Source organism: Maribacter luteocoastalis (assembly GCF_048890225.1).
GTDB lineage: Bacteria > Bacteroidota > Bacteroidia > Flavobacteriales > Flavobacteriaceae > Maribacter > Maribacter luteocoastalis.
In genome coordinates this window covers 99,230-123,007 of record NZ_JBMFZG010000006.1, presented here as the reverse complement: position 1 = coordinate 123,007, position 23,778 = coordinate 99,230, and the positions used below count along the sequence as shown (strand labels likewise).

The following is a 23,778-nucleotide window of genomic DNA, read 5'->3' as shown; positions in this document are numbered from 1 at the left end:
TCAAAGATCAGGAAAAGAAATCATAAAATAAGAGAAGAGTATCTCTTTTCTATTGAAATTTAAAGAAAAAAGATTTTAGATTTCAAATGATTTACCGTCATCTGCCAAGTAAACATAAGGGAAAATGGCAGAAGCCTCTTCTTGGAATAAAGCCAAAGATTTATACCTAGTGGAATAATGACCTAGAATTAAACCGCCAACATGCGCATCTTTGGCAATTTGAGCAGCTTGCTTAGCAGTTGAATGCTTGGTTTTAATAGCTAGTTTTTCCTCGGATTCCAAAAAAGTTGCTTCATGGTAAAGCATGTCCACGTCTTTCAGTTGTGAGACCAAATCTGGCTTAAACATTGTATCACTGCAAAACGCATAAGACTTGGGGTTTACTGGGTCTAATGTTAACTTCTTGTTTGGCACCAGAATACCTTCCTCAGAAATAACATCTTTTCCATTTTTTATATTCTGATAATAGGCCTTATCTATTTTGTGCTTTTCTACAGCTTCAATATTTAATTTACGAGGCCCTTCTTTTTCTTTAAATAAAAATCCATTGGTATAAATCCTATGATCTAACGGAATTGTAGTTACCATTACCTTTTCATCTTCATAAATAAGATCACTATCCTTTGATGTAAGTTCATGAAAATACAATGGGTAATTTGTCCAAGAATCCCCCAATTGCAGCAAAAGGGTTATGGCTTTTTTAATTCCTTTTGGTCCATATACATGCAATTCTTTTTCTCTTCCTAAAAGTCTAAAGGTGGAAATAAGTCCGGGCAATCCAAAGAAATGATCACCGTGTAAGTGTGAAATAAATACGTGGTTGATTCGCGTAAATTTAATCTTATGCTTTCTTAGTTGTACTTGGGTGCCTTCCCCACAGTCAATTAAAAAAAGATGGTTTTTTATTTCAAGAACTTGTGCGGTAGGATTTGTCAAAGTTCTTGGTGTAGCTGCATAACAACCGAGGATAGTTAAATTCACAATTCCAAATCCCTTTCAATTTCCTCCATTTCTATAATATCCTTGGCTTCCTGAATTGTTGGGGCAACCATAATTTCCTCTGGTAGCTGATCATAAGCCACCTTGTCTGTTACAATAACAAAAGATTTACCATTTTCCCTGTGTTTATTAGACAGTGGAAGAAATTCCAACACATCTCCAGATGATAATTTTTCAAACGAAAACAGATTTACTATAATGTTATCGTTTTTTATATTCTCGTAGCCCTCATTCAAATTTTGAAGAAAAGTAACCATCGAATTTTTTTCTTGGTAAACTATGGTAGTAGTTCCTTCTTTATCAAAAATCATAACTTTTTATTTAATTTTTGAGGCCAATAAATAAATAACGGCCATGCGAATTGCAACTCCGTTTTCTACTTGGTTAAGTATAATGGATTGTTTTGAATCTGCGACATCACTAGTGATCTCAACACCCCTATTGATAGGTCCTGGGTGCATAATCACAATTTCCTTGTTTAAACTATCCAAAAGAGCTTTGTTGACCCCAAATTGTTGGGTATATTCCCTAGTTGTGGGAAAATAACTGATATCTAACCTTTCTTTTTGAATACGCAACATATTGGCTACGTCACACCAATCCAAGGCTTTGCGTAAATTGGTCTCTACCTCTACACCTAAAGCGGTTATATATTTTGGAAGTAAGGTCTGAGGTCCACAAACTTTCACATTTGCACCTTGAAGTTTTAAAGCAAATATATTAGACAATGCTACTCTAGAGTGCAAAATATCACCAACGATTACCACATTTTTATTTGCTACATCCCCTAATTTTTCCCTGATTGAAAATGAATCTAGTAGCGCCTGGGTGGGATGTTCATGGGCGCCATCTCCAGCATTGATAATTGCAGCCTTTACATGTTTGCTTAAAAAAATTCCCGCTCCTGGATTTGGATGTCGCATTACCACCATATCCACTTTCATAGAAAGTATGTTATTAACGGTATCTATTAAAGTCTCCCCTTTTTTAACCGATGATTGACTTGCAGAGAAGTTGAGAACATCTGCAGATAACCTTTTCTCCGCCAACTCAAACGAAAGTTTTGTACGGGTACTGTTTTCAAAAAAAATATTGGCTATGGTAATATCGCGCAGAGAGGGTACTTTTTTGATAGATCTATTAATGACCTCTTTAAAATGGTCTGCTGTTTCAAATATGAGCTGAATATCAGTCTCTTTTAAATATTTAATTCCCAACAAGTGATTTACACTTAGTTCGCTCATTTGTTACCTATTAATCAAATAAATTACATCCTCACCTTCATTTTCTTTCCACATCACCTTTACCTTTTCATTGTTAATGGCATCTACCTGTCTGCCCCTATAATTGGGTTGTATGGGCAAATGCCTGCTAAACCTTCTATCTATCAAGGTCAAAAGCTCTACTTCCGATGGTCTACCAAAGGATTGTAGTGCCGTTAATGCCGCATTAATACTACGCCCTGTATACAGTACATCATCAATTAATACAACCTTCTTATCCTCTACCAAGAAATTTATATTGGTTTTTGTGGCCTCTAAGGTCTTTTCTCCCCTTCTGAAATCGTCTCTATAAAAGGTAATATCCAAGAAACCCAGGTCTATATGTTTTACCTTATATTCTTCTTTTAAAATTTTGGTCAATCGCTCTGCAACATAGGTTCCTCTAGGCTGAATACCTATAAGTACCGTATTCTCAAACGTTAAATGATTTTCAAGAAGCTGACAAGCCAATCTATGCAGGATGATATTTATTTCCTTGGAAGAGAGTAAAACTTTTTGACTCATAATGGGCACCCGTGCTTTTAGCTTAACAAAAATAGGAAATTCTAACTAATATTGTTAGAATGGTTTCGATAAACAAAAAAGCCCTGTCAATTTCTTGACAGGGCTTTTTTTACTTTAAAATTGAAACTATTTCTTTTTAGAATCAGCTTCCATTTTATCTTTTAACGCCTGTAAGGCATCATTGGCATCACCTAATGTAGGTTTAGCTTCATCGGCCGCAGCTGCTTGTCTCTTAACCGCAGCATTTACATTACGTTGCTCTTCTTCTCTAAAGATTGCTGTATGACTAGCTACTACGCGTTTGAAGTCTTTATTGAACTCAATAATCTTGAATTCTGCCTCATCGCCCTTACCTAATTTTTTGCCGTCTTCTTTCTCTAAGTGACGTTGTGGTACAAAGGCAATAATATCTTCGTTAAATTCAATAGTAGCACCTTTATCTACAACATCGGATATAGTAGCGGTATGAACTGTTCCCACTGCGAAATCAGATTCATATTTGTCCCAAGGATTTTCCGTAGTCTGCTTGTGACCAAGGCTTAACTTACGACCTTCTACATCCAATTCCAATACCTCAACCTCCAAAGTGTCACCTACATTGGTAAACTCAGATGGATGTTTGATTTTCTTGGTCCAAGAAAGATCAGAAATATAGATAAGACCGTCAATACCTTCCTCTAACTCTACAAATACACCAAAATTGGTAAAGTTTCTTACGATACCTTTATGTTTGGATCCAACAGGGTATTTGCTAGTAATATCGGTCCATGGGTCCGGCGTTAACTGCTTAATGCCAAGAGACATTTTACGATCTTCACGATCTAATGTCAACACCACTGCTTCAACCTCATCACCTACTTTCACAAAATCCTGTGCAGAACGTAAATGGGTAGACCATGACATTTCAGATACATGGATCAATCCTTCAACACCTTCTACAACTTCAATAAATGCGCCGTAATCTGCAATAACAACTACTTTACCTTTTACCTTATCACCAATTTTGATCTCATCACTTAGCGCTTCCCAAGGGTGCTTCTCTAATTGTTTAAGACCTAATTGAATCCTAGACTTGTTCTCATCAAAATCAAGAATTACAACATTTAATTTCTGGTCTAGCTCAACCACCTCATTCGGGTGATTAATTCTACTCCAAGAAAGATCTGTAATGTGTACAAGCCCATCAACGCCACCAAGATCAATAAACACACCGTAAGAAGTAATGTTTTTAACAACACCCTCTAGTACTTGTCCTTTCTCTAATTGGCTAATGATTTCTTTTTTCTGTTCTTCGATATCCGCTTCAATCAATGCTTTGTGCGAAACAACAACGTTTTTAAATTCATGGTTGATCTTAACCACCTTAAATTCCATTGTTTTGTTTACGTACTGATCATAGTCACGAATAGGTTTCACATCAATTTGAGAACCTGGCAAGAATGCCTCAATTCCAAAAACATCAACGATCATACCACCTTTAGTTCTGCACTTAACAAAACCTGATACGATTTCCTCTTTATCATGAGCAGCGTTTACGCGATCCCAAGCCATAATCGTACGAGCCTTCCTGTGCGATAATACCAATTGCCCGCTCTTGTCTTCACGGATATCAATCAATACCTCTACTTTGTCCCCTACTTTTAATCCTGGATTGTAACGAAATTCGTTTAAAGAGATAACACCTTCTGATTTGGCATTGATATCTATAATCGCCTCCCTATCCGTAAGATATACCACTGTACCCTCAACTACTTCCTCATCGGCAGTATCTACGAAGTTTTCAGCTACTAAATCTTCAAATTCCTTTAATTTAGAATCCTCAACACGCTCAATTCCTTGCTCGTATTTTTCCCAATTAAAATTTTCTAAAAATTCCTGAGGATCCTGTACTGGTGTTGCCACCGCTTGTTGTTGTGTTGCTTCAGTAGTTTCTTCTACTTCAGCAGTTGTTTTTTCTTCAGCCATTTGCTGATTTAAAATTTGTATTTCATAACCCTATCAAGATTTAAGCAATAATTATGAAAGTTGTTATTTTTATTTGTTTTTCTTCCCTTTTCTTCTTGATATCCTTGCCAAAAAAGGAGTGCAAAAATACATTAATTTTTAATAACCAACAACTTAGAGTTACAATTGTTCAATTACAGCTATGTATTTTCAATTAGTTGACCTTAAAATCCTAAATTTTATAACTATATTACATGCATTAATATTAACCATTAAAACAAAGTATTATGAGTGTTAAAGCTAAATACCAAGGGGTTTTGGACCTTGGTGAGCAATTAGGAATAAAGGACGGCAACGTTACTGAAGAAGGAAATATCCTAAAAGTAAAGGGACAAGCAAAAACCCAATATGAAAAAAACCTTATTTGGGACAAGATTAAAGAAATTGGAGGGGAAAAACCTACTGATATTAAAGCAAACATTACGGTTGAAGATGAGTCTGTATACCACAGACATGTTGTAAAAAGCGGTGAGTCTTTAAGTAAGATTGCCAAACATTACTATGGCGACCCAATGAAATACAAGCAAATATTTTCGGCAAATACAAATATTTTAAGCAATCCGGATGTAATTCATCCTGATCAGGTTTTGGTTATCCCAAACCTGTAAAAAATGAAGAATAACAAAAAAGCCGTTAGGGATACTAACGGCTTTTTTTATTTTTGTTTTTCTATGATGCGAAGCGCATAACCAAGTATGCGTTCAAATTGTTCTTTCAAGCCCATATCACTATTATCAAACTCAATAGCATCTTTTGCTCTTTTTAAAGGTGAGAATTCCCTGTGCGAATCAATATAATCGCGCTTTTCCACATTTTCCAATATTTCTTCGTAAGTGACTTTATCTCCCCTATCCAAAAGCTCCTTGTACCTTCTATACGCCCTTTTTTCTGGGGAAGCCGTCATGAAAATTTTTAACTCCGCATCTGGAAATACAACAGTACCAATATCACGACCGTCCATTACAATTCCCTTTTTCTTACCCATTTCTTGCTGTAAGACCACTAATTTTGAACGAACTTCCTTTAATTCTGCAATTCTACTCACATGTTTAGAAACCTCCAAGGTTCGTATTTCCTGCTCAATATTTTCACCATTCAAATACATTTCTGCAAATCCCTTGTCTGAATTGTAAACAAACTTTAGGATTATTTTATCCAAATCAGAAAGTAAACCATCTATTTGCTCATCACCTTTACCAATATATCCATTTCTCATGGCATACAAGGTAATGGCCCTATACATTGCCCCAGTATCTACATAAATATATTTCAATGCTTTTGCCAATTGCTTAGCCAAAGTACTCTTACCGGTTGAAGAAAAGCCATCTATGGCAATGGTTATTTTACTCATGCAACATTGATGTTTATTAGAGTTTTTTTGCGAATTTGACTGGTCTATCCGTCACGGCAATATCTATTACTTCATGCATATTGGTAACATAATGAAAAGTTAGGCCTTTTAAATAAGATTCCTTTATTTCCTTAATATCCCGTTCATTTTCCTTACATAGAATAATTTCCTTTATTCTAGCCCTTTTCGCTGCTAATATTTTCTCTTTAATACCACCTACTGGCAAAACTTTACCCCGCAAAGTTATCTCACCTGTCATAGCTAGACTTTTCTTTATTCTTTTTTGGGTAAATAAAGACACCAAAGATGTTAGCATAGTAATACCTGCGCTTGGACCGTCTTTTGGCGTTGCCCCTTCCGGTACGTGTATATGAACATTATATTTCTCAAAAATTGATGGGTCAATGCCAAACCGTTCTGCATTGGATTTTATGTACTCCATAGCTATGGTGGCCGATTCCTTCATTACCTTACCAAGGTTACCGGTGATCGTTAAGGCACCATTACCTTTTGACAGGGTAGATTCTATAAACAAAATATCGCCCCCTACACTTGTCCATGCCAATCCTGTAACGACACCCGCCACATCATTGTTTTCATATTTGTCCCGCTCCAATTTGGGTGCGCCCAATACTTCAATTATATCCTCATTACTGATTTTAATATTATAAGCTTCCTCCGTGGCAATAGACTTGGCAGCATATCGTACCATTTTAGCTATTTGCTTTTCTAATGCACGAACGCCCGACTCACGGGTATACCCTTCTACAATTTTCTCCAATTGTGGTTTTCCAATTTTTAAATGACTGGAATCCAAACCATGTTCTTCCAACTGTTTGGGCAACAAATGCCTTTTGGCAATCTCAACTTTTTCCTCTATTGTATAACCGGTAACGTTTATAATTTCCATACGATCTAGCAATGCAGGTTGTATCGTACTTAAATTATTAGCTGTAGCAATGAACATTACTTTAGAAAGGTCATATCCCATTTCTAAGAAATTATCATAAAATTCACTATTCTGCTCTGGATCTAAAACCTCCAACATGGCAGACGAAGGGTCCCCTTGATTACTACTGGTAAGTTTATCGATTTCATCTAAAATAAAGACTGGATTGGAAGTGCCGGCCTTCTTTAAACTTTGAATAATTCTACCTGGCATTGCCCCAATATATGTTTTACGGTGACCACGAATCTCCGCCTCATCTCTAAGTCCACCGAGAGAAATACGCACGTATTCCCTACCTAACGCTTCTGCAATAGATTTACCTAAGGATGTTTTACCAACGCCAGGAGGTCCGTATAAACATAAAATTGGCGATTTCATATCGTTTCTAAGCTTAAGAACAGCTAAATATTCAATAATACGACGCTTTACGTCCTCTAATCCATAATGATCTCTGTTTAGGATTCGTTCCGCTCTCCTTAAATCAAATTTATCCTTACTAAACTCATTCCAAGGCAGATCTAGAAAAAGGTCCAAATAATTTCTTTGAATGGAATATTCTGCGACTTGTGGGTTCATACGTTGCATTTTTGCCAATTCCTTGGTAAAATGCTCTTTTACCTTCTTGCCCCATTTTTTCTTCTTGGCCTTTGCTCGCATTTCCTCAAATTCCTCATCATAGGAAACTCCGCCCAATTCTTCTTGAATGGTCTTCATTTGTTGGTGCAGGAAATACTCTCTCTGTTGTTGATCAAGATCACTTCGTACCTTGGATTGTATATCGTTCTTCAACTCCAACTTTTGAAGTTCAAGATTCATATACTTCAAAGTAGCTAGAGCCCTATCCTGAAGATTACCTATTTCTAAAAGATCCTGCTTGTCTTTCACATCCAGGTTTAAGTTAGACGATACAAAGTTTATCAAGAAAGAATCACTCTGAATATTTTTTATGGCAAAAGAAGCCTCGCTTGGAATATTTGGATTGTCCTTAATTATCTTAAGTGCCAAATCCTTGATGGAATCAATTATGGCTGAAAATTCCTTATCATCCTTTTCTGGCCTAATTTCCTCAGTTTCACGAACTGTGGCAGTGAAATACGGTTTTCTAGTGAGAACCTCAGCTATCTCAAAACGTTTTTTACCTTGTATAATTACTGTGGTATTCCCGTCTGGCATTTGCAATACCCTTAGAATCCTTGCAACTGTACCCAAGGTATGGATATCACCAACATCTGGGTTTTCAACATGCTCATCTTTTTGTGAAACCACGCCAATTACCTTGCTTCCATTATTTGCATCCTTTATCAACTGGATAGATTTATCCCTTCCGGCCGTAATTGGTATTACAACCCCAGGAAATAATACCGTATTTCTAAGAGGTAATATTGGCAAGGTTTCCGGTAATGATTCACCGTTCATTTGCTCTTCATCTTCCGCTGTTAATAATGGTATTAACTCTGAGTCCTCATCAATTCCTTGTAAGGACATATTGTCAAAATTTGAAAATTTAGAATCTCCCATACTCATATATCGGTCATTCTGTCATTAAATTAACAGAATATAATTTTTAAAATCGTTAATTATAATTGTCAAAGCCTATCATTTATAGCATTTTCAATATAAAGGCTCCTTTCTTTTACTATTTAATTCAATTCTTGTGCCAAGCCATAAATTTGTCAAAAGCTATTATCGTTTACTTCAATTTTTACCCACTATATTCTACATAAATAAAAATCTTTTTACATCAAACTGTAACAATTGGTAAATTGTTACATCTCTAAGACAAACCATTCACTTTTTGAGCCAAAAAAAAGTACATATTGATGAATTATTGCAATTGTGCATGGAAGGAAAACAAAGTGCACAGCTTCAGGTTTATAATGCGTATTACAAAGCCATGTACAATACGGCAATACGAATTGTAAAAAATAGCGCCGAGGCAGAGGATATTATGCAAGAGTCGTTTTTAAACGCGTTTACGAAACTGCATACTTTCAAAGGTGAAGTTACCTTTGGGGCCTGGTTAAAAAAGATTGTAATTAACAACAGTATCTATCATTACAACAAGAAACGAAAAAAGAAGGAAGTTGCTTTGGATGATATAATGTACAAGGTCGAAGATAATGACGGAATTGCTTCGGATCATGTGTTTGCGGAACAAAAGGCTCAAAAAGTGATGGAAACCATGAAACGCTTAAAAGATAATTACAGAATTTCTTTGACCTTACATTTAATAGAAGGGTATGACTATGAGGAAATTAGCTCCATTATGAACATGAGCTATGCAAATTGTAGAACTACTATTTCCAGGGCAAAGGAAAGTCTTAGACAAAAAATGTTAATCACCAACTAATGGAAAAAAATAATCTAGATAAGTTATTTATAGACCTAGAAGGAACGTTTGATTTTGAAGAACCCAATAATGGTCACCAACATCGGTTTCTAGAAAAATTGGAGAATTCTAAAAATGGACCTAAACAATCCCAGCTAGGTTTTTCTTGGTGGAAACCATTGTCCATTGCTGCTTCTGTTGTGATAATTTTTGCAATTGGGCAATCCAAACTGAATCCCAGTATCGAGGAACAAGTGGCTGAAATTTCACCGGAAGTGTCCAACACACAATTTTATTTTGCCAGCTTAATAGAAGAACAAGTGAAAGAATTGGAGGCTGAGGAAGCACCTGAAACAAAACAAATAATCGCTGATACGCTGAACCAGCTTGCTACATTGCAAATGGACTATAAAAGTCTAGAAAAAGATCTTTTAAGCGGTGGTAATTCAAAATTAATTTTAAGTGCCATGATAACCAACTACCAAACAAGGATTGATTTACTCAGTGATGTCATGCAACAAATTGAAAACATAAAAACTTTAAAAAATACAGAAAATGCGAACCTTACTATTTAATATCACGCTAGTACTATTGCTCATAAGTACCACCAATACCTTGGCCAACAATGACAAACTTAATGGCAAGTATACCAAAGAAAAGACCATAAAAAAAGAGTTTAATGTAAATGCGGATGCCTTACTTAAGGTAAACAATAATTATGGCAATTTAAACATCACTTCTTGGAATGAGAACAGGGTTGTTATTGAGGTTCATATTAAGACCAATGGTAACAATTTAGAGAAAGTACAACGTAAACTTGATGAAATTACTGTCTTGTTTGAGGCAAGTAAAAGTGAAGTATATGCCAAAACCCAGTTCAATGACAACAAAAGTGGTTGGGGCTGGAACTGGGGCAATAGTAACAATGTAAATATGCAAATTAACTACACCATAAAAGTTCCTGTAAAAAACAGTGTTAATCTTGATAATGATTATGGGAATATTATTCTAGATCGTATTGATGGTCATGCAAAAATAAATTGTGATTACGGGCGATTAGAAATTGGCGAGCTTAGAGGTAGGAACAATCAGTTGAATTTTGATTACACGTCCAAATCCACAATTGAATATATGAATAGTGGTGAAATTAAGGCCGATTATTCTGGTTTTACCATTGAAAAAGCCGGTGACTTAAACATAAAAGCTGATTATACTAATGCTAACATTTTATCTATGGACAATTTAGATTATGCCAGCGATTATGGTAAAATGGAGGTTGGAAAAGTAAATAATGTCAATGGAAACGGTGATTACATAACCATAAAATTAGGTATTGTACATGGTGATATAGACATAACTTCAGATTATGGGTCCATTCGCATAGGCGAGCTAGCCGAAGACGCAGGTGATGTTTCTATTAGAACCGATTATACCAGTGTCAAGATTGGTTATAATCCCTTGTACCATTTTGATTTTGATATAAATACCAGTTATGCGGGAGTTAGTGGTAAAGAGGAGTTTGAACTGAACGTTAGTATAGAAAAATCTTCAAGCAAACAATACAAAGGTTATTACGGAAGTCAGGGAAGTGGAAACATGGTCACTTTGAGTAGTGATTATGGCGGTATTAGTTTCACAAAAAATTAATCAATCATAAAAATCAATTAAAAATGAAAAAATTAGCAACACTTACATTTCTTATGGCCGTGACCCTATCCTGTTCAGCACAATGGGGCAAGACCATAAAAGGCAATGGTAACCAAGTTACCATAGATAGATCAACAACAGATTATGATGCCATAACGGTTTCTGGATGGTTTGATGTGGATTTGATTGATGGTAAAGAGGGACAAATTACCTTAACTGGAGAATCTAATTTATTAGAGCATATTATAACTGAGGTAGATAATGGGAAATTAACAATAAAAACCGAAAAAGGTTTGAATTTAAAACCTTCCAACTGGAACGGCGGTATCAAAATTAAAGTTCCTATAGAAAGTGTAGATGCCATAGCTTTATCTGGTTCTGGTGATATTGTCGGAAAAAAAACAATTAAGACCAATACCTTTAAAACGGCTATGTCGGGATCGGGGGATATTACCCTAGATGTTGAAGCAAATACAGTAGAGGCAACAATGTCTGGATCAGGGGATATTACTTTAAGTGGCACTACCGAAAATTTTAATGCTACCGTTTCCGGAAGTGGTGATATCAAAGCTTTTGACATGGAAGCTGATAATGTTGATGCTACGGTTTCTGGTTCTGCCGATATAAAAGTTACTGCAAAAAAAATGCTGAAAGCAAGGGTATCGGGCTCTGGGGATATTACGTATAGGGGAAATCCTGATAAAATTGATACCAAGACCTCAGGTTCCGGAGATATTTCAAAAGGATAACAATCAAACTAACGAACAATCAACAACAGTAAAAAGCCTCTAATTTAGGGGCTTTTTATTTTATTAACTCGTAAGAGCAATATCATACCAACAAGAAAAAACAACCCCAAAAAAATTATGGCATTTCGCATACTGCCCGTTACTTGGGCTACAAAACCGTATAAAAATGTCCCAATTATAATTCCTATTTTTTCCGCAACATCATAAAAGCTAAAATAAGATGTAGTGTCTTTAGTTTCGGGAAGAAATTTTGAATAGGTGGATCTTGACAAGGCTTGAATACCTCCCATTACAATGCCCACACACCCAGCAGCTATATAAAAATCCGTCGGGGTAATTACGTAATAGGCGTAAATACAAATAATGACCCAAAGGAAGTTAACAACTATCAAGGTTATAATATTACCAAATGCCTTTGATGCCCTAGCAGTTAATACGGCACCTAAAATAGCTACTATTTGTATGAGTAAAATACTAACGATAAGACCTGTAGTTCGTTCGCTATCTGTTCCCCAATTAATTTCTTCTTCTCCAAAATAGGTTGCAATAAGCATTACGGTCTGTACCGCCATACTATACACAAAAAAAGCTGCTAAATATCTTTTTAACTTAAACTGCTCGCCTAATTCTCCCCAAACCAGTCGTAATTCCTTAAAACCATTTAGAATCACATTGTTTCTCTCCCCAGCTCTCTTATACCCTTTTGGCAGATAATAAAAAGAATATTGAGCAAAAATAATCCACCAAATACCAACGGAGACAAAGGAATACTTCATTGCCTTTAACTCGGCCAAATCATTTTCATCGGTAGTTATCCCAAAAATATCAGGCTGCATAACCATAGCAAGGTTAAACAGTAAAAGAATAACACTTCCTATATAGCCTAAAGAAAAACCTTTGGCACTAACCCTATCCTGTTGTTCTGGGTATGCCACATCTGGCAAATATGAATTATTAATGGCAAAACTTACCCAAAATCCCACCAAACCAAAGAAATAACAGGTTAGACCTAAATAAATATTTTCTAAGGAAAACCAATATAGTCCTATACAAGAAATACCGCCTAGATAACAAAAGAATTGCATAAAGACTTTTTTGTTTCCAAGATAATCTGCAATTCCAGAAACCAAAGGAGTTACAATGGCTATAAAAACAAAAGCTAAAGAGGTGACATAACTTATGAGGGGTGCCCTTGCTATTTCACCTCCAAAAACGCTTACTTTTTCAATATTTGCCGTTCTAAATAGAGCTCCATAAAAAATGGGGAAAACAGCAGATGAAATGACTAAACTATAAACAGAATTGGCCCAATCATAGAATGCCCAAGCATTCAATAATTTTTTACTGCCCTTTAATACAAGTGTTCTTGACATTATTAAAAATAAAAGCCGTTCTCTTGGAACGGCTTCAATATACAATAAAACCTTTAGTTTATTTAAAAGTGGTCACTCCAAATTTAGCCGCTTCGGCTGCTGCTTCGGGAGCCCAAACCGTAAGGTTATTTATTCTAGTGTCATTGGAAGGGTGTGTGCTCATAAATTCCGGTGGCGCCTGCCCACCACTATTAGCTTTCATTCGTTTCCAAAGCTCGGCCGCTTCATAGGGATTATAACCTGCTATTGCCATGATTTGCAAGCCAATACGGTCTGCTTCGGTTTCATGACCACGACTAAAAGGCAACATTACACCAACTTGTGATCCAATACCATAGGCTTGGTTAAACATATTTCTCTTTTGTGGATCTTTTATAGCTACATTACCAGCAACCGCACCTAATTGCTGCAAAGTGCCAGCACTCATACGTTGAGCACCATGGTCTGCCAAAGCATGTGCTACCTCATGGCCCATAACTACAGCAACACCTGTTTCTGATTGTGTTATTGGTAAAATTCCAGTGTAAAATACAATTTTACCTCCTGGCATACACCACGCATTAACCGTTTCATCGTTCACCAAATTATACTCCCATTTATAATCCTTTAAATATCCGGGATAACCATTGGCAGAAAGCCAACGTTCTGCGGCTGAGGAAATTCTTTGCCCTACCCTGGTAATCATATGTGCTTCAGCAGTTCCGGTAACGACCTTATTCTCACCTAAAAATTGGTCATATTGAGCAAATGCAGTTGGAAAAATCTGACTGTTAGGATAAAAATTCAGTGTTTTTTGTCCTGTAAAAGGGTTTACTTTACAGGCAGCAACACCTAGGAACAAAACCATTCCTATTACTATTTTTTTCATGATACTTAGTGTTTAGTTTCCGAAAATTACAAAAATATTATTTCGCTATTATATGCAAAACGGTAAAGTTTTTGTCAATATGCAAAGTGTTATTACCATTTGGACGAACTGATTTAATTGGCACTTCTTCATTATCTACTTGGATCGTTCCAATTTCAAATGGCAACCCATGGAAGTTGAATTTCAAGGTTTCATATTCGGTAACAAAACTGCCATCCTTAAACTGCTGAATACTTAAGGATTTTTCTTTTCCTGTTAACTTAAAATTACGCAGTGAGAACCTTCCTTTTTTATAATCATAACCATCTGCACCATCTTCATAAACTTCAGAAGTTTCAACACCGATTTTATAATACGTTTCCAAAATTAGTTCCTCAACTTTTTTCTCCCCTACATATTGCTGAATAGGATATTTAGGAATGATAGATCCTTCTTTAATCAAAAGCGGTAATTTATCCAATTCTGCCGTTACCCATTTTTCCTTACCTCCTTCAACTGATTCATCAGTCCAAAAATCATACCATTTTCCTTTGGGAAGGTACATCCTCCTACCTTGTGAATTTGGCTCCTGAATAGGGCAAACCAATATTTGTTCCCCAAAGATAAACTCATCTGTCCTAAAATGTGTTTGGGGATCTCCTTGGTCGTAAAAAACCAAAGGTTTTAACATGGGGATATGTTCCTTACTATACTTATAAAACATGGTATACAAATACGGCAGTAATTGATATCTGATTTCTATAAACTTTCTAACTATATCCGTAATTTCAGCCCCAAAGGACCATGGTTCTTGATCACCATGATCACCACTGGAATGGACCCTGCAAAAGGGGTGAAATACCCCAAGTTGTACCCATCTGGCAAACAACTCACCATTTGGCTGTTCCGCAAATCCACCAATATCCGACCCCACAAATGAATAACCACTCATGCACATACGTTGCATTTGAACATTGGCAATCCACAAATGCTCCCATGTGGCAACGTTATCACCCGTCCATGTTGACGAATATCTTTGTGTACCAGAAAAAGCGGCCCTGGTTATTACAAAAGGTCTTTTAGGGTACACATATTTCTTAACGCCCTCATAAGTGGCCCTTACCATTTGCATACCATAAATATTGTGTGCTTTTCTGTGTGTACAAGGATGGCCATCATAATTATGCCTAGTATCTAAAGGAGCTGTTTTCCCTGGCACCTCCATTACAGCAGGTTCGTTCATATCATTCCATACAGCATGAACACCTAGATCACTCATGAATTCCTTATACAATTCTGCCCACCATTCACGTACTTCAGGATTGGTAAAATCTGGAAAATTACATTCTCCAGGCCAGACTTTGCCTTGCATTAAAGGACCGTCTCCCCTTTTGCAGAAATAATCATTTTCCAATGCTTCCTTATATACCCAATAATCCCTATCTATCTTAATACCGGGATCTATCATTACTACAGTCTTGAACCCTTCTTCCTCCAATTCACCTATCATTCTTTTTGGATCTGGAAAATAATTTTTATCCCATGTAAAACATCGGAAACCATCCATATAATCAATATCCAAATAAATGGCATCACAAGGTATTCGAAGATCTCTAAACTGCTTGGTTATTTCTTTAACATTACTCTCTGGATAATAACTCCATTTAGATTGATGGTATCCTAGGGCCCACATTGGCGGAAGTTCCGGTGCTCCGGTTAGGTTAGAATAGCCAGATACAACTTTGGACATTTCAGGGCCGTAAAAGAAATAATAGTTCATTTCACCTCCATCTGCCCAAAAACTTGTTATGTTTCTTCGCTCATGTGAAAAATCAAAATGGGTCTTAAAACTGTTATCAAAAAAAAGACCGTACGCTATACCCTTATTAAGACCTATGTAAAATGGAATTGCCTTATACAAAGGGTCTTGGTCCTTGCCATAGGCATACTGGTCCATTACCCAATTTTCTACGCGCTTACCTTTTAGATTACTATGGGTAGCCTTGTCTCCCATACCATAAAAACTTTCACCTGTCTGGGTAATTTTACTCATTTTTACAGTGTTCCCACCATACTCATAATTTTCTTCCCAATGAAAGCCTAATTCATCCTCATTTATAATGTTACCCTCTAAATCTGAGATTTGAATTCGCAAAGTCTTTTTATCGACCAAAATGCTAACTCGTGCAGTTTTAATAATATACTCCGTGTCTTTCTCCTCTACCTTCAACATGCTGTAACCTAAGGTAGCCTTAGGATCTATAGCATAGGAAAAATCTGGCTCAAAAATATAATTTGTGGCATATCTAAACCTTATAACACTACCCCTTAGTATTGTTATTTGAAGTATTACCCCATTTTCGGTGGTAAAATATAACTTATCTGTGTCTTGCTTAAATTCGACTATTTGGTTAGGATAAAGATTACCCTTGTATTCCAATTCTGTATTCGTAATCATAATTCACAAAATTATTGACCAACAAAAAAAACATATTCGCACATAACAAAGAAATATTATCCGAGTATTTACAAACAATAACGATATAGATAAATTAAACTACTTTAAAATGACAATACCTAGTGGCGGAATGGTGATTTCTACAGATTTCTTATGTCCGTGCCATGGCTTTGTAGAAGATTTTATCGTAGTATTTAGTAACCCAGACCCGCCATATTTAACATCATCACTATTTAAAAGTTCCTTTATACGACCCTTCTTAGGAATACCAACCCTATAATTCTCTCTAACCACTGGCGTAAAATTACAAGCAATAATTAAGTCATTCTTTTCATCATGCCCTTTTCTTATATAGGTTAACACTGAATTTTCATGGTCTCCATAATCTATCCATTGAAAACCTTCTGGGCTAAACTGTTTCTCGTATAAAGCAGGAGAACCTTTATATAAATGGTTTAAATCCTTAACAAATTGTTGTATTCCAGAATGCACTTTATACTGCAACAGACGCCAATCTAAACCTTGTTGAAAATTCCATTCAGATGTTTGTCCAAACTCACCACCCATGAACATTAATTTTGTACCAGGATGGGTAAACATATAGCCAAAAAGCAATCGTAAATTAGCAAATTGCTGCCACTCATCGCCAGGCATTCTATATACCAAGGACTGTTTGCCGTACACTACCTCATCATGCGAAAAAGGAAGCATAAAATTTTCAGTAAACGCATAGGTCATACTAAAGGTTAGGTCGTTTTGATGATGCCTTCTATAAATTGGCTCCTTCTTAAAGTACTCCAAAGTATCGTGCATCCAACCCATCATCCATTTCATCCCAAATCCCAAACCACCAAAATTAACCGGCTTAGAGACCCCTGTAAATGCCGTAGATTCCTCTGCAATAGTCTGTACCCCATCAAAACTTGCATACACTTCTTGGTTTAATTCCCTTATAAAGGACATGGCTTCCAAGTTCTCATTATTACCATACATATTAGGCTCCCATTCACCATCTTCACGTGAGTAATCCAAATATAACATAGATGCAACCGCATCTACACGCAAGCCATCTACATGAAATTGCTCTAGCCAAAATAAGGCGTTGCTAATTAGGAAAGCACGCACCTCATTTCTACCATAGTTAAAAATTAGACTTTTCCAATCTGGATGATACCCTTTTCTTCTATCTGGATGTTCATACAAATGTGAGCCATCAAAAAAGCCAAGTCCATGGGCATCCTCTGGAAAATGTGATGGCACCCAATCCAAAATAACCCCAATATCGTTTTGGTGAAATGCATCAACCAATAATTTGAACTCGTCAGGTGTACCAAATCTAGAAGTTGGCGCAAAATAACCAGTTAATTGATATCCCCATGATGGATCGTAAGGATATTCCATGATAGGCATAAACTCTACATGGGTATAGCCCATCTCCTTTACGTACGAAACCAAATCTATTGCAAGTTCCTTATAGCTTAAAAAATTATTCTCTTTATCCCTTTTCCAAGAACCTAAATGCACCTCATACACCGAATAAGGACGATCCAGGCCATTTTTTTCTTTTCTGTAACCCATCCAATCTTCATCATTCCATTGGTAATCTGCCTCCCAAATTACAGAGGCAGTTCTAGGGGGATGTTCACACAAGCGACCAAAAGGATCTGCTTTTTCTGTCCATAAATCATTATTATGCGATTGTATTTTATATTTATACTTCTCACCTACACCAACATTTGGAATAAAACCCTCCCAAATACCACTAGAATCCCAACGGACATTAAGATTATGCTCATTTTCATTCCAATGATTAAAATCCCCTATAACGGAAACTGCCTTGGCAGAAGGTGCCCATACCGCAAAATAAGTGCCTTTTTGACCATCGAACTCAATAGGATGTGAACCTAATTTATCATACAAACGATAGTGCTTTCCACCTTTAAATAGGTTTATATCAAACTCGGTAAAAAGTGAATGGGATATTACTTTGGGCATACATTTTTATTTAAGGGCAAATCTAATCAACTTAAAAACAACTTTGCAATTTCATAATTAATACTGTGCTTTTTGATAGATTTCCTATTTAGTTTGTAAAATACTAAAATTTGGAACGCTTTTTGAATTCGCTCTAACAAAATATAATAATTGAACCAAAAAAATTAAATATCATGAAAAAAGCGAGCCTAGTAATTGGAATGTTAGTTGCACTATTTTTTATATCCTGCGAAGGTCCACAAGGCCCCCCTGGATTTGATGGTTTTGATGGCAGGGACGGAATAGATGGCCAGGACGGCATAAATATCTTGGGACAAGTTATAGATATTGAAGGCACGTTCTCCATTGGTAATGATTATAGTATTTTCTATGAATTTCCGCAAACTATTGAAGTATTTGAAACAGATGTAATTTTGGTTTATTTATTATGGGACGTAACAGAAGATGGAAATGGCGACCCAGTTGATATTTGGCGTTTACTGCCGCAGACCAGAATTTTAGACCAAGGTTTATTACAATATAATTATGACTACACTTTTTTTGATGTGAGCATTTTCCTAGAGTCAGATTTTGATTTGAGTACCTTACCCCCAGCAGACACAGACAACCAAGTGTTTAGAATAGCGGTGTTACCGGCAGAAGCCACTCAATCCGGTAAATTGGATGTTACCAATATTAATTCGGTAATGGGTGTACTTGGCATAAATGAAAAAGATATCCAGAAGGTAAAAATGAACTAGCTTACTTTTTTTTGAAAGTTTATAGGCCTTATCTTAAAATTGATAGGGCCTTTTATATGAAGTATGGGTTATTAAAACCTTAACAGGATGTTTTGCGTAAGTATCTTAAATTTGTAAGGATTTTAACTTAAACCCAACAAAATTAAAAACAAAATATTATGAAATTTAACCTAGTGCTAGGTGTTTTTTTATTGATGCTAAGTTGTAACGGCAATGCACAGAACAAAGAAAAGGCTACAGAAACCAAAGACAAAAAGGAATTTAGCATTCAAAAAACTGAAGCAGAATGGAAAAAAGAATTGACCGTTGCTGAATTTTATGTTTTACGTAATGCGGCAACCGAGAACCCCTTCACGAGTGATTTGCTCGATAACAAAAAAGAAGGTACTTATGTTTGTGCGGCATGTAAAACCCCTCTTTTTGAGAGCAGTACCAAATTTGATTCCGGTACAGGTTGGCCAAGTTTCTATAAGGAAATAGAAGGTAATGTAGCCTTTGATGTTGATTATAAAATTGGCTACAAAAGAACTGAGGAACATTGTGCGACCTGTGGTGGACACTTGGGCCATGTTTTTGAAGACGGACCGGCTCCCACTGGTGAACGCCACTGTATCAATGGAGTTGCTTTAGATTTTATTCCTGCCAAATAAAATACAGTTCTAGTTAAAAACACAGACCAGTTTCCAATTGCATGGAAGCTGGTTTTTTTGTATAAGGTGAATCTTCATTACTAAATCTTATAAACCGTTACACAGCAGTACGAACTTTAACAACTTAAGGTTAATTTGATACTACAGGCCAAATTTCATTTTGGTTTTGTATTTTTGCACATCAATTTTGAACTTCAAATAAATTAAAATATGAGCACTTTCGATGTTATAGTTTTGGGTAGTGGTCCTGGTGGATATGTAACTGCCATTAGAGCTTCCCAATTAGGTTTCAAGACCGCCATTATTGAAAAGGAAAGCCTTGGTGGCGTATGTTTAAATTGGGGTTGTATTCCTACCAAAGCATTACTAAAATCAGCTCAAGTATTTGAATATCTTCAACATGCGGAAGACTACGGACTTAAAGCAGAGGGCGTAGACAAAGATTTTGATGCCGTGGTAAAAAGAAGTCGTGGTGTTGCGGAAGGTATGAGCAAAGGTGTTCAGTTTTTAATGAAAAAGAACAAAATAGAAGTCATTAAAGGATACGGAACCCTTGAAGCTGGCAAAAAAGTATCCGTAAAAACAGAAGATGGTTCTGAAACTGAATATAACGGGAAGTATATTATTATTGCCACCGGTGCTAGAAGTAGGGAGTTACCTAGTCTTCCACAAGATGGTAAGAAAATTATTGGCTACAGAGAGGCAATGACCTTATCAGCGCAACCAAAAAAAATGATTGTAGTTGGTAGTGGTGCCATTGGTATCGAATTTGCTTATTTCTATAATTCTATGGGCACAGAGGTAACCGTTGTTGAATACCTACCCAATATTGTTCCTGTGGAAGATGAGGATGTATCCAAACAATTGGAACGTAGCTTTAAAAAGAACGGTGTTAAGATAATGACATCTGCCGAGGTAACCTCGGTTGATACAACGGGTGATGGTGTAAAAGCTACTGTAAAAACGTCTAAAGGTGAACAGGTTTTAGAGGCTGACATTGTACTTTCCGCTGTGGGTATTAAAACAAACATTGAAAATATTGGTCTTGAAAATGTAGGTATTGCCACTGATCGTGATAAGATTTTAGTGAACGATTATTACCAAACAAATATCCCTGGATACTACGCCATCGGTGATGTTACACCTGGACAAGCCTTGGCACACGTAGCTTCTGCAGAAGGTATTTTATGTGTTGAAAAATTGGCTGGAATGCATGTTGAGCCATTGGATTATGGAAATATACCAGGTTGTACGTATTGTACTCCGGAAATTGCCTCTGTTGGTTTAACCGAAAAACAAGCAAAGGAAAAAGGTTTAGACATTAAAATTGGAAAATTTCCATTTTCAGCAAGTGGAAAAGCAAAAGCTTCCGGTGCATCTGACGGATTTGTAAAAGTGATCTTTGATGCCAAATACGGAGAATGGTTAGGCTGCCACATGATTGGTGCCGGAGTGACAGATATGATTGCGGAAGCCGTTGTAGCTCGTAAATTAGAGACTACAGGCCATGAAATCTTAAAAGCGGTTCACCCACACCCAACTATGAGTGAAGCGGTTATGGAAGCAGTAGCCGATGCCTACGATGAAGTAATCCATCTCTAATAAATTACATATATAAAAGGGCGTACTGACATTTTTAAAAGTTGGGGCGCCCTTTTTAATAAAACATTACCACATGTTATTAAAGACGTTTAGGGTTACGGCAATTTTAGAAGGCATATCTTATTTGGCGCTTTTCGGAGTAACCATGCCTTTAAAATATTGGGCTGAAATTCCAGAACCCAATAAAGTAGTTGGCTATGCCCATGGTGTATTATTCATTGCTTTCGTAATACTGGCATTACTAGTTTGCATTAATAAAAAATGGGGCATAAAAAGGTTTGTAATATTTGGTATTGCCTCCCTATTGCCATTTGCAACATTCTATGTAGATGATAAATATCTTAAAACAGCTAGCTAATTTTTGAAGCTTGTTATGGCCAAATCATAGCTCTGTAATCCAAAACCTAGAATTACTCCCTTTGCCCCAGAAGAAATATAGGAAACATGTCTAAAATCTTCCCGTTTGTGTGTGTTTGAGATATGTACTTCCACTACAGGTGTTGAAATAGCCTTAACAGCATCTCCAATACCCACAGAGGTATGCGTATAAGCGGCAGCATTCAATATAATACCATCATAGGAAAAACCAACTTCCTGTATCTTAGAAATAAGCTCTCCTTCTATATTAGACTGGTAATATTCTAATTGTATATCCTTGAACCTAAATTGAAGTTCTGAGAAATAGTCTTCAAAGGTTTTGTTGCCATATACATCTGGCTCCCTTTTGCCTAATAGGTTCAAATTAGGCCCGTTAATTATTATAATGCGCATGTGGGTAAAAATACTAATTATTTTGTCCCAAAAAAAAATGGTACCCACAGAATACCATTTCATCATAATATGTTTTATTTTATTTAAAAGAGAAACAAAAAGCCTACTAGTATACTTGAAAAAGTTACCTCATCATTTACCGCAAAATAGGAAACATTTAATTCAGAAGAACCACCATTCATATCTATGCCAATCATTGGCCTATATAACAAACCACCGTCATTGCCTTTATTTACCCCTAATCCGTAACCTACATCACCACCTATCTTAAAACCAGAGGCAGGGTAAATTCTTATGGAACCTGCTATTGGTATAAATTGAATATTATCAAACTCCGTTTGCACCGTTAATCCTCCAGTATTAGCAGTTGTTTTTTCACCAAATGCATTTATAAAACCTGATGCTATACCTAAATCCAATTCGTTAGAAACACCCCAATGCTGTGTAATATCTATTCCTAAATTTAAACCATAGGCCTCTGAATAATCACCCACAGTCATACCTGCAGTTAAACCTGCCCTAAAGTTGGTCCTGTCTACTTGGGCATGCAGTGCCATATTAAAGATCACTAAAAATAAAAAGATTGTAAAAGTTTTCATGAATTTATAAGTTGGTTGTTATTCTTTGTAAACTTAACATCTATATCACAGTTATATAATTTAAGTTGTAAGTAGGCCTATTTTAGTTGTAAAACACTTGTTTTAAGGAGAAAAGCTAAGCCTTCAAACATAAACTATACCATCAAATTATTTCATTTTTAAACGGATAAAAATTTTCTAGCCCATACTTTATAGATTACATGTTTTGGCTAATTATATTTTATAAAAAAAAAGCGAAGGGAATTCCCTTCGCTTTTTTTTATAGCGCAATTAATACTACAAAAAGTAAACCGCAGAAACGGAAACTACCCTGTTTTTGGAGGTTATATCCTCAATGGCATTAATAAATCCGGCAGTAAACCTAAGTTGGAAATAGAAGTTTTCATCCAATCTATATCCTGCACCAATGGCAAGCCCTATATCCAATCCGTTAGTGGCATCAAAGGTTTCTAATGTTCCACCATACGTATTTCCATCTAGATTATTTGAGAGTAGCAATCCTATTTGTGGACCAGCTTCTATATAAATTTGATCCCAAACATTATATTTTGCAAGGACTGGAATGTTCAAGTACCAAAAATTTAGGTCATCCTCGAAAAAACCACCACTTCCTTGCAATGAGATAAATGCCTCTGGCTGAACAGTGATAATATCATTAAAGGGAATTTCTACAACTCCCCCCAAGTGGAAACCAAGTTTAGAATCATAACTATACGCAGCATCGCCACCCAAAGAAGAAATATTAAGTCCTGCCTTTGCACCAAACCTAAGGTCATCTTGCGCAGATAAGCTAAGTACTCCTACTGAAAATATAGCTACAATAAATAATAGTTTTTTCATTTTACATATTTTTTGTTAGTGTATTCAAATATAAAAATCTTTGAAAGTAGAATGTACCTAAATCAATGATTTTTCAAGAAGTGAAGCA

At 36.2% G+C, this 23,778-nt stretch carries 23 protein-coding genes; 9 read left to right on the top strand and 14 right to left on the bottom strand.

All coding sequences use genetic code 11. The annotated features are described in order from the left end of the window. Positions 1-75: 75 nt before the first annotated feature. The 5 genes from ACOCEA_RS12840 to rpsA all read right to left on the bottom strand — a co-directional run bounded on the left by ACOCEA_RS12840 (position 76) and on the right by rpsA (position 4,751). Positions 76-981 carry a ribonuclease Z gene (locus ACOCEA_RS12840; protein WP_420756655.1) on the bottom strand — a complete coding sequence of 302 codons (906 nt, stop codon included), beginning with the start codon at positions 979-981 and terminating at the stop codon, positions 76-78. Next, positions 978-1,310 (bottom strand): ribonuclease Z, encoded by a 333-nt coding sequence (locus ACOCEA_RS12835; RefSeq protein ID WP_420756654.1) that lies wholly within the window; start codon positions 1,308-1,310, stop codon positions 978-980. The genes ACOCEA_RS12840 and ACOCEA_RS12835 overlap by 4 nt, the downstream gene beginning before the upstream one ends. Before the next feature lie 6 nt (positions 1,311-1,316). Continuing rightward, positions 1,317-2,243, bottom strand: a complete 927-nt coding sequence (locus ACOCEA_RS12830) for an aspartate carbamoyltransferase catalytic subunit (RefSeq protein ID WP_420756653.1) — start codon at positions 2,241-2,243, stop codon at positions 1,317-1,319. 3 nt (positions 2,244-2,246) lie between these two features. Further along, positions 2,247-2,786, bottom strand: a complete 540-nt coding sequence (pyrR, locus tag ACOCEA_RS12825) for a bifunctional pyr operon transcriptional regulator/uracil phosphoribosyltransferase PyrR (protein ID WP_420756652.1) — start codon at positions 2,784-2,786, stop codon at positions 2,247-2,249. A gap of 126 nt (positions 2,787-2,912) precedes the next feature. Continuing rightward, positions 2,913-4,751: a 30S ribosomal protein S1 gene (gene rpsA, locus ACOCEA_RS12820; RefSeq protein ID WP_420756651.1), complete on the bottom strand. Its 1,839-nt coding sequence runs from the start codon at positions 4,749-4,751 to the stop codon at positions 2,913-2,915. A 266-nt stretch (positions 4,752-5,017) separates the two neighbouring features. Between rpsA and ACOCEA_RS12815 the strand changes: the two genes are divergently transcribed. Beyond that, entirely contained in the window at positions 5,018-5,398 is a 381-nt protein-coding gene (locus ACOCEA_RS12815) for a LysM peptidoglycan-binding domain-containing protein (RefSeq protein ID WP_420756650.1), read from the top strand. A 47-nt stretch (positions 5,399-5,445) separates the two neighbouring features. Here the strand turns inward: ACOCEA_RS12815 and cmk are convergent, their stop codons facing one another. Then, positions 5,446-6,141 (bottom strand): (d)CMP kinase, encoded by a 696-nt coding sequence (gene cmk / locus ACOCEA_RS12810; RefSeq protein WP_420756649.1) that lies wholly within the window; start codon positions 6,139-6,141, stop codon positions 5,446-5,448. Between the two features lie 16 nt (positions 6,142-6,157). After that, a complete protein-coding gene (gene lon / locus ACOCEA_RS12805; RefSeq protein ID WP_420756648.1) occupies positions 6,158-8,608 on the bottom strand; it encodes an endopeptidase La in 2,451 nt (816 codons plus the stop codon). 277 nt (positions 8,609-8,885) lie between these two features. Between lon and ACOCEA_RS12800 the strand changes: the two genes are divergently transcribed. Genes ACOCEA_RS12800 through ACOCEA_RS12785 form a run of 4 tightly spaced genes read left to right on the top strand, consistent with a single transcriptional unit; the run spans position 8,886 to position 11,815 of the window. Beyond that, positions 8,886-9,440 (top strand): RNA polymerase sigma factor, encoded by a 555-nt coding sequence (locus ACOCEA_RS12800; RefSeq protein WP_420756647.1) that lies wholly within the window; start codon positions 8,886-8,888, stop codon positions 9,438-9,440. Continuing rightward, positions 9,440-9,994, top strand: a complete 555-nt coding sequence (locus tag ACOCEA_RS12795) for a hypothetical protein (RefSeq protein WP_420756646.1) — start codon at positions 9,440-9,442, stop codon at positions 9,992-9,994. The genes ACOCEA_RS12800 and ACOCEA_RS12795 overlap by 1 nt, the downstream gene beginning before the upstream one ends. Continuing rightward, positions 9,975-11,066, top strand: a complete 1,092-nt coding sequence (locus ACOCEA_RS12790; protein WP_420756645.1) for a DUF4097 family beta strand repeat-containing protein — start codon at positions 9,975-9,977, stop codon at positions 11,064-11,066. Before ACOCEA_RS12795 ends, ACOCEA_RS12790 begins: the two co-directional genes overlap by 20 nt. Positions 11,067-11,089: 23 nt before the next feature. Next, complete coding sequence (locus ACOCEA_RS12785) at positions 11,090-11,815, top strand: head GIN domain-containing protein (RefSeq protein ID WP_420756644.1); 726 nt, start codon at positions 11,090-11,092, stop codon at positions 11,813-11,815. Between the two features lie 44 nt (positions 11,816-11,859). On the opposite strand, the gene ACOCEA_RS12780 is transcribed toward ACOCEA_RS12785, so the two are convergent. From ACOCEA_RS12780 to glgB, 4 genes are all read right to left on the bottom strand, one after another. Beyond that, positions 11,860-13,188, bottom strand: a complete 1,329-nt coding sequence (locus ACOCEA_RS12780; protein WP_420756643.1) for an MFS transporter — start codon at positions 13,186-13,188, stop codon at positions 11,860-11,862. 58 nt (positions 13,189-13,246) lie between these two features. Beyond that, entirely contained in the window at positions 13,247-14,056 is an 810-nt protein-coding gene (locus ACOCEA_RS12775) for a M48 family metallopeptidase (RefSeq protein WP_420756642.1), read from the bottom strand. 37 nt (positions 14,057-14,093) lie between these two features. Beyond that, positions 14,094-16,493, bottom strand: a complete 2,400-nt coding sequence (locus ACOCEA_RS12770) for a glycoside hydrolase family 31 protein (RefSeq protein ID WP_420756641.1) — start codon at positions 16,491-16,493, stop codon at positions 14,094-14,096. Positions 16,494-16,592: 99 nt separating this feature from the next. Then, positions 16,593-18,488, bottom strand: coding sequence for a 1,4-alpha-glucan branching protein GlgB (gene glgB, locus ACOCEA_RS12765; protein WP_420756640.1), 1,896 nt, complete (start codon positions 18,486-18,488; stop codon positions 16,593-16,595). Positions 18,489-18,661: 173 nt separating this feature from the next. Here glgB and ACOCEA_RS12760 point away from each other — a divergent pair, with 173 nt between their 5' ends. The 4 genes from ACOCEA_RS12760 (at position 18,662) to ACOCEA_RS12745 (ending at position 21,838) form a co-directional block, all read left to right on the top strand. Beyond that, positions 18,662-19,228: a collagen-like protein gene (locus ACOCEA_RS12760; RefSeq protein WP_420756639.1), complete on the top strand. Its 567-nt coding sequence runs from the start codon at positions 18,662-18,664 to the stop codon at positions 19,226-19,228. A 158-nt stretch (positions 19,229-19,386) separates the two neighbouring features. Then, positions 19,387-19,878: a peptide-methionine (R)-S-oxide reductase MsrB gene (msrB, locus tag ACOCEA_RS12755; RefSeq protein ID WP_420756638.1), complete on the top strand. Its 492-nt coding sequence runs from the start codon at positions 19,387-19,389 to the stop codon at positions 19,876-19,878. A gap of 210 nt (positions 19,879-20,088) precedes the next feature. After that, a complete protein-coding gene (gene lpdA, locus ACOCEA_RS12750; RefSeq protein ID WP_420756637.1) occupies positions 20,089-21,480 on the top strand; it encodes a dihydrolipoyl dehydrogenase in 1,392 nt (463 codons plus the stop codon). A gap of 73 nt (positions 21,481-21,553) precedes the next feature. Then, positions 21,554-21,838, top strand: a complete 285-nt coding sequence (locus ACOCEA_RS12745; protein ID WP_420756636.1) for a DUF3817 domain-containing protein — start codon at positions 21,554-21,556, stop codon at positions 21,836-21,838. Here the strand turns inward: ACOCEA_RS12745 and aroQ are convergent. From aroQ to ACOCEA_RS12730, 3 genes are all read right to left on the bottom strand, one after another. Further along, positions 21,835-22,251, bottom strand: a complete 417-nt coding sequence (gene aroQ, locus ACOCEA_RS12740) for a type II 3-dehydroquinate dehydratase (protein WP_420756819.1) — start codon at positions 22,249-22,251, stop codon at positions 21,835-21,837. The two genes, ACOCEA_RS12745 and aroQ, sit on opposite strands and share 4 nt — an antisense overlap. An 83-nt stretch (positions 22,252-22,334) precedes the next feature. After that, entirely contained in the window at positions 22,335-22,850 is a 516-nt protein-coding gene (locus ACOCEA_RS12735) for an outer membrane beta-barrel protein (RefSeq protein WP_420756635.1), read from the bottom strand. 276 nt (positions 22,851-23,126) lie between these two features. Then, positions 23,127-23,690 (bottom strand): porin family protein, encoded by a 564-nt coding sequence (locus tag ACOCEA_RS12730; RefSeq protein WP_420756634.1) that lies wholly within the window; start codon positions 23,688-23,690, stop codon positions 23,127-23,129. Between the last annotated feature and the right edge of the window lie 88 nt (positions 23,691-23,778).